Below are 12094 nucleotides of genomic sequence, written 5' to 3'. Positions count from 1 at the left end.
CCTTGTTTGAATGATAAATGCGCGTTACTGCCCAAAATACTCGCCATGGTAACAATCTGTTTACATCTTGCTGTGGTGTGTAAATTGATGCGGGATATGATAATGCATTGATATAGCTCGCTTTCCATATAATTGTCGTAAACGTTTGCTATTACAAAGTTGTGTGTAACATAAATTTTACAACTGCCGTTTAAAACTGCGTAAAGCCAGATTTCCACTCATGTATTCCAATTTTTCTCCTCCTGCGCCAAGTTAGAAATATCGAACGAGAACGTATGTTCAAACACAACAATGACATAAGGAGAAAGTCATGGTGGACACCTACAACCCATTAGGCACGGATGGATTCGAATTTGTGGAATACACAGCGGCGGATAGCGAAGGTATTGAACAACTGAAAGCGCTGTTTGTTTCGTTGGGTTTTGCAGAGATCGCAAAACACCGTTCTAAAGAGGCTTGGCTGTACCGACAAGGTGACATCAGCTTTATCGTTAATGCTCAGCCGCACAGTCAGGCAGAAGGTTTCGCTAAAGTTCATGGTCCTTCAGTTTGTGGCATGGCTTTTCGTGTGCAAGACGCGAACGTAGCACTCAAGCAGGCTCTGGATAACGGCGGTGAAGAGTACAAAACGGAAATCGGTCCGATGGAGCTAAGTATCCCCGCAATTTACGGCATTGGTGAAAGCCTTCTGTACTTCGTGGATCGTTACGGCAAACAAAGCATTTACGATGTCGACTTCCGTTTCTACGATGATGCAGAAGAGCGCTTAGCGAAAGCAGACGTTGGTATGTACGAAATCGACCATCTGACCCACAACGTGAAGCAAGGCAACATGGACGTGTGGTCAGGATTCTACGAGCGCATTGGTAACTTCCGCGAGATTCGCTACTTCGACATTGAAGGCAAGCTAACTGGGCTTGTTAGCCGCGCAATGACCGCCCCTTGTGGCAAGATCCGCATTCCAATCAATGAGTCTTCTGATGATAAGTCGCAGATTGAAGAGTTTATCCGTGAATACAACGGAGAAGGTATTCAGCACATCGCGATGACCACCGATGATATCTACCAAACCGTTCAAACACTGCGCAATCGTGGCATGGACTTTATGCCGACACCAGATACGTACTACGAGAAAGTCGACGAGCGCGTAAAAGGACACGGGGAAGACGTCAGCAAACTGCGCGATCTACAAGTTCTTATTGATGGCGCGCCGACCAAAGACGGCATCTTGCTGCAAATCTTTACCCAGACCGTAATTGGTCCTGTGTTCTTTGAAATCATTCAACGTAAAGGCAACGAAGGCTTTGGTGAGGGGAACTTCAAAGCGTTGTTTGAATCGATTGAAGAAGACCAAATTCGCCGAGGAGTACTAAGCGATGCATAAATGGATCACATTCCCTCATCGGGAGGGAGTGTGCTCCAAGCAAGCACATGCTGATTTCCCGGAAGAGGCAATTTACGAACGTGAAGCAGGTCGAAGTGGATTCTTCGGTCCTGCGGCACACTTTCATCATCAACACGCACCGACAGGTTGGTCTGAGTGGGAAGGCGATTTACGTCCGCGCGCGTTCGATTTCAACCTAGTCGAAACGGCGAGTCAGATTTCTCCTTGGGCAGTGCCGCATCTTCTACACAACGCCAACTGTAAGATCCGTGTATGGCGTATGGACGAGAAGATGGACTTCTTGGTGCGTAACGCCGATGGCGATGAACTGTTATTCATCCATCACGGAACTGCCGACCTTTACTGCGATTATGGTCATCTCAAAGTGAGCGAAGGTGATTACGTGATGATCCCACGCTCGACCAGTTGGAGATTAGAACCAAGCGAACCAATGTTTGTTCTGATGATTGAAAACACCGATGCCGCTTATTCTTTGCCAGAAAAAGGCATGGTGGGCAATCACGCTGTATTCGACCCAGCCGTACTGGAAACACCGTCAATCAATGACGAATTCCGCGCGCAATACTCAGAAGATCAAACTCAAGTTCATGTGAAGCGCCATGACAAAGTCAGCGTGATTACTTATCCATTCAACCCGCTTGATGCGATTGGTTGGCACGGTGATTTGGCTGTGGTGAAGGTGAACTGGCGTGATATTCGACCTTTGATGTCGCATCGTTATCACTTACCGCCTTCTGCCCACACTACATTTGTTGGTGCTGGATTCGTGGTGTGTACGTTTGTACCTCGACCAATCGAAAGCGACCCTGGCGCACTAAAGGTGCCGTTCTATCATAACAATGACGATTATGACGAAGTCTTGTTCTATCACGCAGGGGATTTCTTTAGCCGTGACAACATCGAAGCAGGCATGGTGACTTTCCATCCAGCAGGCTTTACCCACGGTCCGCACCCGAAAGCGTTCAAAGCAGGTCAGGAATATAAGAAGAAGTTTACCGATGAAGTGGCAGTGATGATTGATACGCGCCACGCACTCGAGTTTTCTGACGAGCTCGATAAGGTTGAAAACAAAGAATACGTCTATAGCTGGCAAGAGAAGTAAGGGGCAAGGATGAAATTAGCAACCAAGAAAAATGGTACTCGCGATGGTCTGTTGATGGTCGTGAGCAAAGACTTGAAACAATGCGTTCCGGCAACCGAAATTTTCCACGCGATGCATCTAGCACCCACCATGCAAGTGGCATTGGATAACTGGGGTAAAGTCTCTCCACAACTGGAAGAGCTTTATAACGCGCTAAACAATGGTTCGGTTTCAGGAAGTGAAGCGTTTGAATCCCACTATCTAGCATCACCATTGCCTCGAGCCTATCAATGGGCGGATGGCAGTGCTTACGTCAATCACGTCGAATTAGTGCGTAAAGCGCGCGGTGCGGAAATGCCAGAAAGCTTCTGGACCGATCCTTTGATGTATCAAGGTGGTTCTGACGCATTTATCGGTCCTTGCGACAACATCGAATTTGCCAGCGACGAGTGGGGTATTGACTTCGAAGGTGAAGTTGCCGTGATCACCGGTGACGTGCCGATGGGAGCAAGCATTGCAGAAGCACAAGAATCCATTCGTCTTATCATGCTCGTTAACGATGTGTCGTTGCGTGGTTTGATACCAGCGGAGCTGGCGAAAGGCTTTGGTTTCTTCCAATCAAAACCGTCGTCGGCGTTTTCTCCTGTTGCAGTAACGCCAGATGAACTGGGTGAAGCATGGTATGAAAACAAAGTTCATTTGCCTTTGGTTTCAACCTATAACAACGCGCCATTTGGCTGCCCAAATGCAGGCATAGACATGACGTTTGATTTCGCTGATTTGATTGTCCATGCCAGCAAAACACGTCCACTTTCTGCAGGTGCAATCATTGGCTCGGGTACAGTATCGAACAAACAAGGCACGGAGCACGGTACCTCTATCGAAGAGGGGGGCGTAGGTTATTCGTGTATTGCAGAAGTGCGCATGATTGAAACCATTCGTGATGGTAAACCGTCGACGAGCTTTATGTCGTTTGGTGACTCTATCAAGCTTGAGATGTTTGACGCAGATGGCGACTCGATCTTTGGCGCGATTGATCAGCAAGTCAGCCAATACCTAAAACACTGAGAGTGAGGGGCAAGGGAAGTATGAGCGATAACATCACCCTCTATGGTTATTGGCGCTCCTCGGCGGCTTATCGAGTGCGCATTTGTTTGAACTTAAAAGAACTGAACTACGAGTCCAAATCGGTTCATTTGGTGCGTAATGGCGGCGAGCAGCACAGCGCGGAATATCATGAGTTAAACGCCTCTGAGCTTGTGCCAGTGCTGGTGGATGGTGATATTCAACTCAACCAATCTCTTGCCATCATTCAGTATCTTGATGAGCAGTATCCGCAAGTTCCAGTGGTTCCAGGACCATCGCCACTTCGTTACCAAACTTTGGCTATGGCTCAGGATATCGCGATGGAGGTCCATCCACTCAATAATTTGCGCGTATTGCAGTACCTAGAAGAGAAGCTGTCGTGTGATCAAGAGGCGAAAGTCGAGTGGATTCATCATTGGGTAAATCAAGGCTTTATGGCATTAGAAGAGAAGCTAAACCAGCATCGACAACAACATGGAAACTGTATCTACAGTGTGACTGACTCTCCCTCTGTTGTTGATATTTGCTTAGTGCCTCAAGTGTACAACGCGTTACGTTTTGGAGTGGATATGACTCCTTATCCGGTAATTAGCACGATTGTAGAAGCATGTAATCAATTACCTGCGTTTATTGATGCCATGCCAGAGAACCAACCTGACGCGAACAGCTAGCACTCTCTCTACATCTTAATGATTAACAAACGGGCTCTTAATGGAGTCCGTTTTTGTTCTCTCAACTTGACGTAAAAATCGTGTCCAAAACGTTGGCTACTGTTATTATCACCCCGCAAAATTTATCGGTTTTGTTGCTCTGGTTAAAATTTCCATTTAGGCTTTGAGCAACTAGTTGTTTTGGGCGCACTTTATCTATGACCAACATCTTTATCATTGTTGTTCTACTTGTTGTTTTCTTCTTTATCATTCAAAAGTACGTGATCAAAAACGATGACACGCGAGACTCCCCATACCGTTCGAAAGGTCCTTTATTAAAAGGGCAAGAAGGGGCGTTTTTTAATGCGTTAAGAGCGGCGGTTGGCGATCATGCTGTGGTGTTTGCCAAAGTAAACATGGCAACGTTGATCGCACCAAAAGAGATTAAGAACAAAAAGCAGTTCTTCATTGCCAGTAACCGAATTTCACGCAGCTACTTCGACTACGTTATCTGCGATCCTAGAACGCTTGAACCACGTGTAATTATTGAGCTTGATAACGGTCAGCAGCTGCATAAAGGCAAAGTCGAGCGCCAAAAACTGCTGATGCACGTGTGTAAATCGGCAAACCTTCCTTTGATTGGCGCATCGGTAAAACACAGCTACCAAGTAGGGCGTTTACGTCGTTTATTGGCGGCACACATTGATCTGATTGAACCGGATAAAGAAGTCCGCTTTTGTAAAAAGTGTGGCAGTCCGATGATCATCAGAACCGCAAGCCAAGGTGAGTTTAAAGGCCGACGCTTCTTCACTTGTAGCCGTCAACCAAACTGTACCTACACCGAAAACTACAATGTAGTGTTTGATACCGAAGACGAATAAACAATTCGCTCCCAGATATTGAAATAGAGAAAGGCTTCAACTGGATTGGTTGAAGCCTTTTTTTGCGCGGTTTAACGACTTAATAAGAGTGAAGCGAAGCAAACCGAATTAAGCGATTGGAGCTCTGCGAGTTTTGATTTGTTTTGAAATTGAAGCGATACAGCGCTTTGCAGACTCACTTACTCCAGAGAGCTGAAAGAATCCATGGATAACGCCTGAGTAGCGTTCACAATTTACCTCTACACCATGAGCAAGCATTAACTCGTGTAATGTTTCGCCCTCATCACGTAAAGGATCAAACTCCGCAGTGATAATGGTCGTAGGAGGTAATCCTCGATAGTCTGCGCTCATGAGGTTTAGGTCCGGCTCAGAAAGCACTTCAGGATCGTTGTTGGTATACAAATCAAAACCAGACAGAAGCATGTTTGCGGTGATGATGTAGTCAGAGCCGTTTTCTTTGTAGCTCTGAGAGCTGCCTTTTGGATCCAACATTGGGTAAATCAGGATTTGTTGTTCTGGTAACCAAGTGGTCAATTTTTTAAGCCTTAACGTCGTCGCTAAAGCTAATTGGCCTCCGGCACTATCGCCCACAAATACCATTCGTTCTGGATTCCCGCCATATTTATGTCCTTGCTCTTTAATGCCAAGTACAGCTTGGTATACGTCATCGTGCGCGGCAGGATATGTGTATTCTGGTGCGAGTCGATACTTTATACAGATGACGATCGAGTTGGATTGAACGGCAATCTGTCTCAACTGAGCGTCATGCGTTTCAAAGCCACCACTGATGAAGCAACCACCATGAAAATAAATCGTGAACGGTAAGTTATCTTCATTAGTTGGCTTATACACTTTGACCTGAATGCCATTCACTACATCCAAGAATTCTCTTTCTGGTTTAGGGCTTTCACCCGCTAATACGGTGCTATTGAGATAACCAGCTCGTCGCTCAGCAATAGTTTGTTTTGAAGGGCAAGGCTTACCATTGGATTGGAATTCTTCTACTAACTCTCGAATGCCAGGCTCAAGATTTTGGATCATTTTTTAACTCTTAACGAAAAAATCGACGAATCATAGAATAATTAAAAGACATGTATATACATACAGATTAAATGTGTGATGAAGATTAAAAATAGCATTTCGCAACACTTATCAGCATCCGTTCTGGTAGCTCCTATACTTTGGTAAAGAAAGAAGAATAGGGAAGCGTTATGCGATATGGATGGATTCTTTCAGCGCTGCTACTCACGTTCAGTAGTCATGCACAGCAGTCACTCAAACCACTAGAATGCCAATTAACTGATACACCTCAGGACCATTTCTTGTTTTATCGTGAGCAGATGGTTTACCACAGTGAGCAGTTTGCGATTTTCCAAAACTTTAAAGGGCGAGTCAGTACTCAAGTGGATCTTAAAACGGGCAAACTGATTCGTACTACGTTTATTGGTGAACCGTTCGAGCCTAAATACCAAATTTTGTTTGGCGATTGCCCAAACGTATCGCAAGTTTTGCAAATTTGGATGCTCAGTGAAGTGCCTTACGACAATTAACCCAAAACACAAAAGTTAAGTAGATCACACTTTTAACCTCACTCAAGTTGAGGCTTGACGATAAAATCGTCTGAAAACGGGTGTTGAGTTTAGATTTTCGCCAAACGATTCAAAGTTAATGAATTTATGCTTGCACCCCTCATAGGATATGGCTAATATCCTTCTCGTTCTTAAGGAATGGGTCCGTAGCTCAGTTGGTTAGAGTACTACCTTGACATGGTAGGGGTCGGCGATTCGAGTTCGCCCGGACCCACCACTCCTTAAAGCCATACTAAAACCAAAGTATGCCGAACATAAAATTTGGGTCCGTAGCTCAGTTGGTTAGAGTACTACCTTGACATGATAACTAAGGTTAACCTAGGTTGTTGATAGGAAAGTAGTTTAACACATTTCCTAGTGTGAATGCACAGAAGTGTGCACAGAGACTGTGAACGGCAATTATAGTGGGTCTTTAGCTCAGTTGGTTAGAGCGTCTGGTCGACATCCAGAAGGTCATTGGTTCGAATCCGATAAGACCCACCATCTCCCCTTAGCATCTCGCTAGTTATATATTTTCAAATCCATACTGTCATCAGGGTAAAGAGCCTTAGCTTTAATTGTGTATGCTTTGTATGCATCTTGTTCTTGGTTGAAACTCCCTAGATAAATATTGCGCTTTGTGTCTGGGCATCTAATAAATGCTTTCCATCTGTTTTCCTTATTACTCCAACTGACTCCCCTATAACGGCTAGTGCCTTTCTTGGTGTTATATCCTGCTAGTACGTTTTCACGATTAGAAATGATTCGTAGGTTACTAGATGCGTTGTTCATTGTATTTCCATCTATATGGTCAACGACTAATTCTACATCTTTACCTCGTTTACAGTTTCTTCTCAGTTCTTGCCATCTCGGAAGATCCGCTAACATAGCAATGATATGAGTATTGCTGTAACTCTTACCTTGTACTTGCACTCGGTAATAACTATCTCCTAGTGAACCTGCCATCATTCCTGCCTTTGTTCTGCTAGTTATTGTGATTCTGTTTCTTAATCCACTAGGTAACTCTGGTGCTAGTTCAAAACGTCTACGTATTTCTTTAATGGTTGCCATCTTGTGTTTTCCTCTGGTTATAACGTAAAAAGCCCTCACAACTCCGAAGAGATGCAAGGGCAATGTATGCACATCAGCTCAAATCTGAGCCAGTCTATAATTAAGTGTTAACCACGTGCTCGCATCATGACGTTGCTTGCTGTTGGCTTGTAGTCCTTACCTGCTAGACCTAGGTTGACACCGCTTTGCAGTAGGTCGCCCAGTGCATGGCTCAAGTGTCTAGGCTGTTCACCTTTAGTGGCTCGGTATGCGTTGCGTCCTGCTAGATCGTTCTTGATGTTGTCCGTCATATCTAGACCTCTGTCCATATCAACGATGCGAGAAGTATCAAGCAACTTAGAGTTAGCTAGCTGTGATGGTTGCAGCTTGGTAACACCTTTGCTGTGGTCTACGTTCTGGTTAACTTCCATTAGCAAGCCTCCGCAAACTTTGCAGAATCAAGAGCATCAATCTTACGTGACACAGTAATGAACTCTTTAACATCGGTTGGCTTAGCCTTGCCACTGGATACAAGGGCATGAAGCTCAATGAATCGGTTAGTTAGGCTAGTGACTTCAATGTGTTGCGCTTTGTGTTCCTTGGTGGTGTGTTCATGCATCAGCTTGGTGTAGTAGGCAAGCATTGCGAACACCTCCATATTACGAGCAAGTAATTGCTCATTAATTTGTGCATGTTTAGCAATGGTCTTGCGTCCGTTAACTTGGTGCGCTCCTACGCTGCGTAGTACACCATTAAGGCGGTTGATGTGCTCACAGGTTGCTAATGTCTCAAGGTCTAGCTTGTGTTGGCTCATGCCTTCAACGATGCGAATAAATGCAGCACCTCGCTTACCTTGCCATTGAAAACGCATAGAACCTGTCTGTGCTGCTCCTGCATCTGAGATGTTGTTAACTGCTTCAATCAAGAAATCAGTAGTTGCTTTACTATCGCCAGTGTATCGCTTGGCTACTGCTTCCATCGCTGAGGTTAAGCCCTCGATTGGTGCTAGTGCGATTTGTTTGTCGTTCATGTGGAAAGATGATAGTGACATAATGGTTGCCTCCTTTGATGGTGGTTAGTTATTCGTTAGGTGTTAGAAGTGGTTAGCATGGCTTAATGCTAAAGCCTGTGCGTGTCTCTGTTACTGCATCTGCTGTGCGCTGCTTGTCTGATTCAATGCGCTTACATGTGCCAGTGGCGAAAATCTCTTTAATTTCTGAAGTGCTGTAACCCGCTGCTTTCAAGGTTGATACACGCTTATCCATCTTGATTCGTACTTGCTCGTCTACATCACGCTTTGCTATTGCTTGCTCTGCTGCTGCCAGTGGTTCGCTAAGTTCGTGCTTGGCTAGGGCGTAGTCTTCTGCTGTATGTTTACGCAGTCCCTTGCTCCCTGCGTTGGTTGCGTCTACGTTCCAAGTGTTAACAGGTTCACCGCTAAGTGTTCGTGCTTTGTGTCGGTTACTCTTTAAATCTGTGTGCATGGTTCATGACCTCCTTTAAGGTTGATGATTGCTGCATCTGTTGCATGTGTTCACTGGGTACATAAGCTGATGCTGAGACTCCCAACTTGATGCGCTGAAATGGTGAGGCTTGACGCTTGGCTCTGCGCTTATTAGTTCGATTCACTTTAGAGTCGATGCTCTGCCCAGTACGTGGCTTGTTCTTGTCGGTGGTCATTAGTCAATGTCCTATGTAATTGAAAGTTGTTCTTTGCTAGATTTGATTTAGATGTGGAAGTTAGGGCGAGTAGATTTAATGGTTCGCATTTGTTGCTGACCAATAGGAATGGCTTGCTGTTGTCGCCAGTCATAGATGACTTTAGCCGTGGCAGTTCTCCAATGGATGAAAGTATTACGAGCGTTACCCGATGCAATCACACCATACTGTCGCCCTTTCTGGGTCAGTTGGTAGCTAACACCTGTTGCCGTTCTTGTTCGTTCTTGAAAGCCCATCTTGCACAAAGTCACGTTCATTGCTTCTGCTGTCACGTTCTTGAAGTTGCCAAGCTTCTGCACTAAAGATGCTAGTTGAGTAGGTGTACATGTGTCGTCTGACTTCTCATCTGCTTCTTGAGATTTCAAATCATAAGCACGTTGTATTAACTGCTCAGCCGTTAGAAGTTCAAAGCTTGGGTTTGCTGCTTCTTCCAGTTCACGCCAACGCTTTACTATGTTGAATCGCAACTTAGCATCGTAGCCACTGACTAAAGTCATAGTTAGATCTTTGTCTAATAAGAAGACTTCACGTGTGTTGTTGTTGCCATATACTTGCGTTCCTGAAAAGTCAGGAGCGTGAAGTTGGAGCGCATCAAGTAGCTTGCGGATATCGGCTGTAACATTGTCGTGTCTTTTGCCTGTAAGTTCTGAAATCTCAATAGAAGACATTGAGAGGCTATGAGTATTAAGTAAGTTAGTTTGAGTCATAATGATGTTTCCTCTAATAGATTCACCCTCAACAAGTCCAAATCCGTAACAGCCCAGAAACAGCCCAGAAACAGCCCACCATCAAGGCAAACTATTACGGCAAATCAAGGATGAATTTATTAATGGGTTTCTGTTGATTGATAAAGATTGAGCATTTGGATACTCAAGTGATAAAGATTGATAAAGAGAAAAATTTCTTTCTCCAATACTGTTGGGTAAATAGGTTAAGTGGGTTATCCGGTCAAAAGGTGGGAAGTCTGTGTGATTTCATTCGGTATTGATTAGAACTACCAAGTACAGATATCACAGCCTTGTACTTATCAACTAGTACAGCTATGCTAGAACTGTGCAGCATCGTGAGAGCCTTTAGGATTGGCTCATGCAATTATCGGATTGATTGAGATAAAACTATGTGAGCGATTTGAGGGCGCATGGCAGCTAGTGAGATGCGTCAGCGAGTTGATGCGATTTAACTCTGAATAACGAGGATTGAGATACTTGGTTGAGATTGGTATTCACTCGTAATACCTAATTCTATATCTCTCTTCTCTTATAGAAGAAAGAAGAAGAGTATAAAGCCTTTAATACATGTAATACCTATAAATACCTTTAATTCCTTTTCTTTCCTTTCTATTCCTCCAATACTGTTGTGTAATTAAAATGGTCATTAAAATCAATGTATTACATAATTTCTCTTTGATTGAAATGCAATGTGTGAATAATTAAATCACAAGTCTAACGTGTTAGATTGCTTCCCTAATTTGGGGATGTGTGATCCCTCACAGGGAAGTTCCACTCTGTAATATATTGGCTCGGGTTTTGATGGAAAGGGCTTTAGAATCCATTTCAAAGCTGATTTGTAGCATTAATAGGTTAACCCTCTGCATCTCCTCGCTGTCCTGTACCTGCTATTTGCCATCTTTGATTCTGTAAATGCTCTGTCTGCTAATACCCGTTGCCTTAGAGATTCCTAGAATTGACTGTCCCTTATCAAGTAGCTCTAACACTTCTTTGGCTTGCGCTTCTGTGTAGTTCTTTGGTCTACCACCTTTAACGCTCTGCTCTGTGTGCTTACCGCTTCTTACTGCTGCTTGCTTGCCCTCTGTCATGCGTGACTCAATCATTGCTCTTTCCATCTCTGCAAATACCATAATCATTTGATAGAAAGCCTTACTCATAGCATCTTGCTTACTGGTATCAATGCCTTGCTCTAATGTCTTCACGTGTACACCCTTAGACTGTAGACGTTCAATTAAAGTAATAACTTGTGAAGTGCTGCGCCCTAGGCGGTCAAGCTTAGTGACTGCTACTGTGTCACCCTCTCTGACATACTGTTCTAGTTCCTCAAGAGCTGCCTTATTTACGTCTGCCTTACCTGAGTGTTTACCAGAAAACACCTTGCTACATCCTGCTAGCTCTAGCTTGTGTAACTGGTCATCTAGGTCTTGTCCCTTAGTCGATACACGTGCAAAGCCTATTAGTTGTCCCTGTGGTTCATGGTTAACTAGGTCTAGGTGTTTCTCTCCTTGTTCTGCGTTGGCTAGGGCTTTCTCTGCGTCGTTCACACAAGTACTAAGGAATGCACAAGCAGCTTTAAAGTTACTTCTATTACGTTTGCTCATAGTTACCTCTAACTCTCTAACTACGTCCTTATCACCTAGAGAAATTAGTTGTTCCTTTAGCTTGCTTAGTTCCTTGTGACCATCTTTAGCTGTGTATCCTGCGTTCGCAATATCTGATACTTCTTGTGCTAGGTTATGCAGTTGCTTAGTCATGTTTGAGTGTCCGTATCTGTTAAGTTATGGACACACACTAATTATAATGACCGAAACTGTCAATGTTTATTTTCGGACATTGACCGTAAATGCATGTACTGTTTCGGACAAAATGCAGGTGTAAACTTTGGTTGTACTGGCTGTAGACTACAAGTAGATAGATGCGTAAGAG

The 12094-nt window shown here is 44.3% G+C and carries 14 protein-coding genes and 2 tRNA genes; 8 read left to right on the top strand and 8 right to left on the bottom strand.

Translation table 11 applies throughout. From position 1 onward, the window contains the following. The first annotated feature begins 310 nt into the window (after positions 1-310). The 5 genes from hppD (at position 311) to KJB05_RS10275 (ending at position 5103) form a co-directional block, all read left to right on the top strand. Positions 311-1384 carry a 4-hydroxyphenylpyruvate dioxygenase gene (hppD, locus tag KJB05_RS10295; RefSeq protein WP_208445530.1) on the top strand — a complete coding sequence of 358 codons (1074 nt, stop codon included), beginning with the start codon at positions 311-313 and terminating at the stop codon, positions 1382-1384. Continuing rightward, positions 1377-2507, top strand: a complete 1131-nt coding sequence (locus tag KJB05_RS10290) for a homogentisate 1,2-dioxygenase (RefSeq protein WP_005427917.1) — start codon at positions 1377-1379, stop codon at positions 2505-2507. The genes hppD and KJB05_RS10290 overlap by 8 nt, the downstream gene beginning before the upstream one ends. 9 nt (positions 2508-2516) lie before the next feature. Beyond that, positions 2517-3554 carry a fumarylacetoacetate hydrolase family protein gene (locus tag KJB05_RS10285; RefSeq protein WP_208445531.1) on the top strand — a complete coding sequence of 346 codons (1038 nt, stop codon included), beginning with the start codon at positions 2517-2519 and terminating at the stop codon, positions 3552-3554. Positions 3555-3574: 20 nt separating this feature from the next. Next, entirely contained in the window at positions 3575-4243 is a 669-nt protein-coding gene (maiA, locus tag KJB05_RS10280; RefSeq protein ID WP_208445532.1) for a maleylacetoacetate isomerase, read from the top strand. 197 nt (positions 4244-4440) lie between these two features. Continuing rightward, positions 4441-5103, top strand: coding sequence for a DUF2726 domain-containing protein (locus tag KJB05_RS10275; protein WP_208445533.1), 663 nt, complete (start codon positions 4441-4443; stop codon positions 5101-5103). Positions 5104-5211: 108 nt separating this feature from the next. On the opposite strand, the gene KJB05_RS10270 is transcribed toward KJB05_RS10275, so the two are convergent. Further along, a complete protein-coding gene (locus tag KJB05_RS10270; RefSeq protein ID WP_208445534.1) occupies positions 5212-6144 on the bottom strand; it encodes an alpha/beta hydrolase in 933 nt (310 codons plus the stop codon). A 170-nt stretch (positions 6145-6314) separates the two neighbouring features. Between KJB05_RS10270 and KJB05_RS10265 the strand changes: the two genes are divergently transcribed. The 3 genes from KJB05_RS10265 to KJB05_RS10255 all read left to right on the top strand — a co-directional run bounded on the left by KJB05_RS10265 (position 6315) and on the right by KJB05_RS10255 (position 7175). Then, the gene (locus KJB05_RS10265; RefSeq protein WP_009697431.1) at positions 6315-6653 is read left to right on the top strand and encodes a hypothetical protein; all 339 of its coding nucleotides are present in this window, start codon (positions 6315-6317) and stop codon (positions 6651-6653) included. Positions 6654-6832: 179 nt separating this feature from the next. Further along, positions 6833-6909: transfer RNA gene (locus KJB05_RS10260), tRNA-Val, on the top strand. Positions 6910-7098: 189 nt separating this feature from the next. Then, positions 7099-7175, top strand: a tRNA-Val gene (locus KJB05_RS10255). 18 nt (positions 7176-7193) lie between these two features. Here the strand turns inward: KJB05_RS10255 and KJB05_RS10250 are convergent. The 7 genes from KJB05_RS10250 to KJB05_RS10220 all read right to left on the bottom strand — a co-directional run bounded on the left by KJB05_RS10250 (position 7194) and on the right by KJB05_RS10220 (position 11922). Then, a complete protein-coding gene (locus KJB05_RS10250; RefSeq protein WP_208445535.1) occupies positions 7194-7742 on the bottom strand; it encodes an HNH endonuclease in 549 nt (182 codons plus the stop codon). A gap of 107 nt (positions 7743-7849) precedes the next feature. Further along, positions 7850-8152, bottom strand: coding sequence for a hypothetical protein (locus KJB05_RS10245; protein WP_114092123.1), 303 nt, complete (start codon positions 8150-8152; stop codon positions 7850-7852). Next, positions 8152-8772, bottom strand: coding sequence for a hypothetical protein (locus KJB05_RS10240; RefSeq protein ID WP_208445536.1), 621 nt, complete (start codon positions 8770-8772; stop codon positions 8152-8154). The genes KJB05_RS10245 and KJB05_RS10240 overlap by 1 nt, the downstream gene beginning before the upstream one ends. A gap of 52 nt (positions 8773-8824) precedes the next feature. Next, positions 8825-9205, bottom strand: a complete 381-nt coding sequence (locus KJB05_RS10235; protein ID WP_208445537.1) for a hypothetical protein — start codon at positions 9203-9205, stop codon at positions 8825-8827. Beyond that, on the bottom strand, positions 9183-9401 hold the full coding sequence (locus KJB05_RS10230; protein ID WP_065764181.1) for a hypothetical protein: 219 nt from the start codon (positions 9399-9401) through the stop codon (positions 9183-9185). The genes KJB05_RS10235 and KJB05_RS10230 overlap by 23 nt, the downstream gene beginning before the upstream one ends. Before the next feature lie 47 nt (positions 9402-9448). Further along, positions 9449-10147 (bottom strand): Rha family transcriptional regulator, encoded by a 699-nt coding sequence (locus KJB05_RS10225; protein ID WP_208445538.1) that lies wholly within the window; start codon positions 10145-10147, stop codon positions 9449-9451. 908 nt (positions 10148-11055) lie between these two features. Continuing rightward, positions 11056-11922 (bottom strand): recombinase family protein, encoded by an 867-nt coding sequence (locus KJB05_RS10220; RefSeq protein ID WP_226982082.1) that lies wholly within the window; start codon positions 11920-11922, stop codon positions 11056-11058. Positions 11923-12094 lie beyond the last annotated feature (172 nt).

The organism is Vibrio sp. B1ASS3, from assembly GCF_905175355.1.
Classification (GTDB): Bacteria; Pseudomonadota; Gammaproteobacteria; order Enterobacterales; family Vibrionaceae; genus Vibrio; species Vibrio owensii.
Note: the sequence above shows the minus strand (reverse complement) of the source record. Positions and strands in the feature narration are given on the sequence as shown.

What these genes read in the sequence shown, in the direction of transcription:
- hppD (WP_208445530.1), top strand. Translation starts at nt 311, where the DNA reads ATGGTGGACACCTACAACCCATTAGGCACGGATGGATTCGAATTTGTG.
- KJB05_RS10290 (WP_005427917.1), top strand. Translation starts at nt 1,377, where the DNA reads ATGCATAAATGGATCACATTCCCTCATCGGGAGGGAGTGTGCTCCAAG.
- KJB05_RS10285 (WP_208445531.1), top strand. Translation starts at nt 2,517, where the DNA reads ATGAAATTAGCAACCAAGAAAAATGGTACTCGCGATGGTCTGTTGATG.
- maiA (WP_208445532.1), top strand. Translation starts at nt 3,575, where the DNA reads ATGAGCGATAACATCACCCTCTATGGTTATTGGCGCTCCTCGGCGGCT.
- KJB05_RS10275 (WP_208445533.1), top strand. Translation starts at nt 4,441, where the DNA reads ATGACCAACATCTTTATCATTGTTGTTCTACTTGTTGTTTTCTTCTTT.
- KJB05_RS10270 (WP_208445534.1), bottom strand. Translation starts at nt 6,144, where the DNA reads ATGATCCAAAATCTTGAGCCTGGCATTCGAGAGTTAGTAGAAGAATTC.
- KJB05_RS10265 (WP_009697431.1), top strand. Translation starts at nt 6,315, where the DNA reads ATGCGATATGGATGGATTCTTTCAGCGCTGCTACTCACGTTCAGTAGT.
- KJB05_RS10250 (WP_208445535.1), bottom strand. Translation starts at nt 7,742, where the DNA reads ATGGCAACCATTAAAGAAATACGTAGACGTTTTGAACTAGCACCAGAG.
- KJB05_RS10245 (WP_114092123.1), bottom strand. Translation starts at nt 8,152, where the DNA reads ATGGAAGTTAACCAGAACGTAGACCACAGCAAAGGTGTTACCAAGCTG.
- KJB05_RS10240 (WP_208445536.1), bottom strand. Translation starts at nt 8,772, where the DNA reads ATGTCACTATCATCTTTCCACATGAACGACAAACAAATCGCACTAGCA.
- KJB05_RS10235 (WP_208445537.1), bottom strand. Translation starts at nt 9,205, where the DNA reads ATGCACACAGATTTAAAGAGTAACCGACACAAAGCACGAACACTTAGC.
- KJB05_RS10230 (WP_065764181.1), bottom strand. Translation starts at nt 9,401, where the DNA reads ATGACCACCGACAAGAACAAGCCACGTACTGGGCAGAGCATCGACTCT.
- KJB05_RS10225 (WP_208445538.1), bottom strand. Translation starts at nt 10,147, where the DNA reads ATGACTCAAACTAACTTACTTAATACTCATAGCCTCTCAATGTCTTCT.
- KJB05_RS10220 (WP_226982082.1), bottom strand. Translation starts at nt 11,922, where the DNA reads ATGACTAAGCAACTGCATAACCTAGCACAAGAAGTATCAGATATTGCG.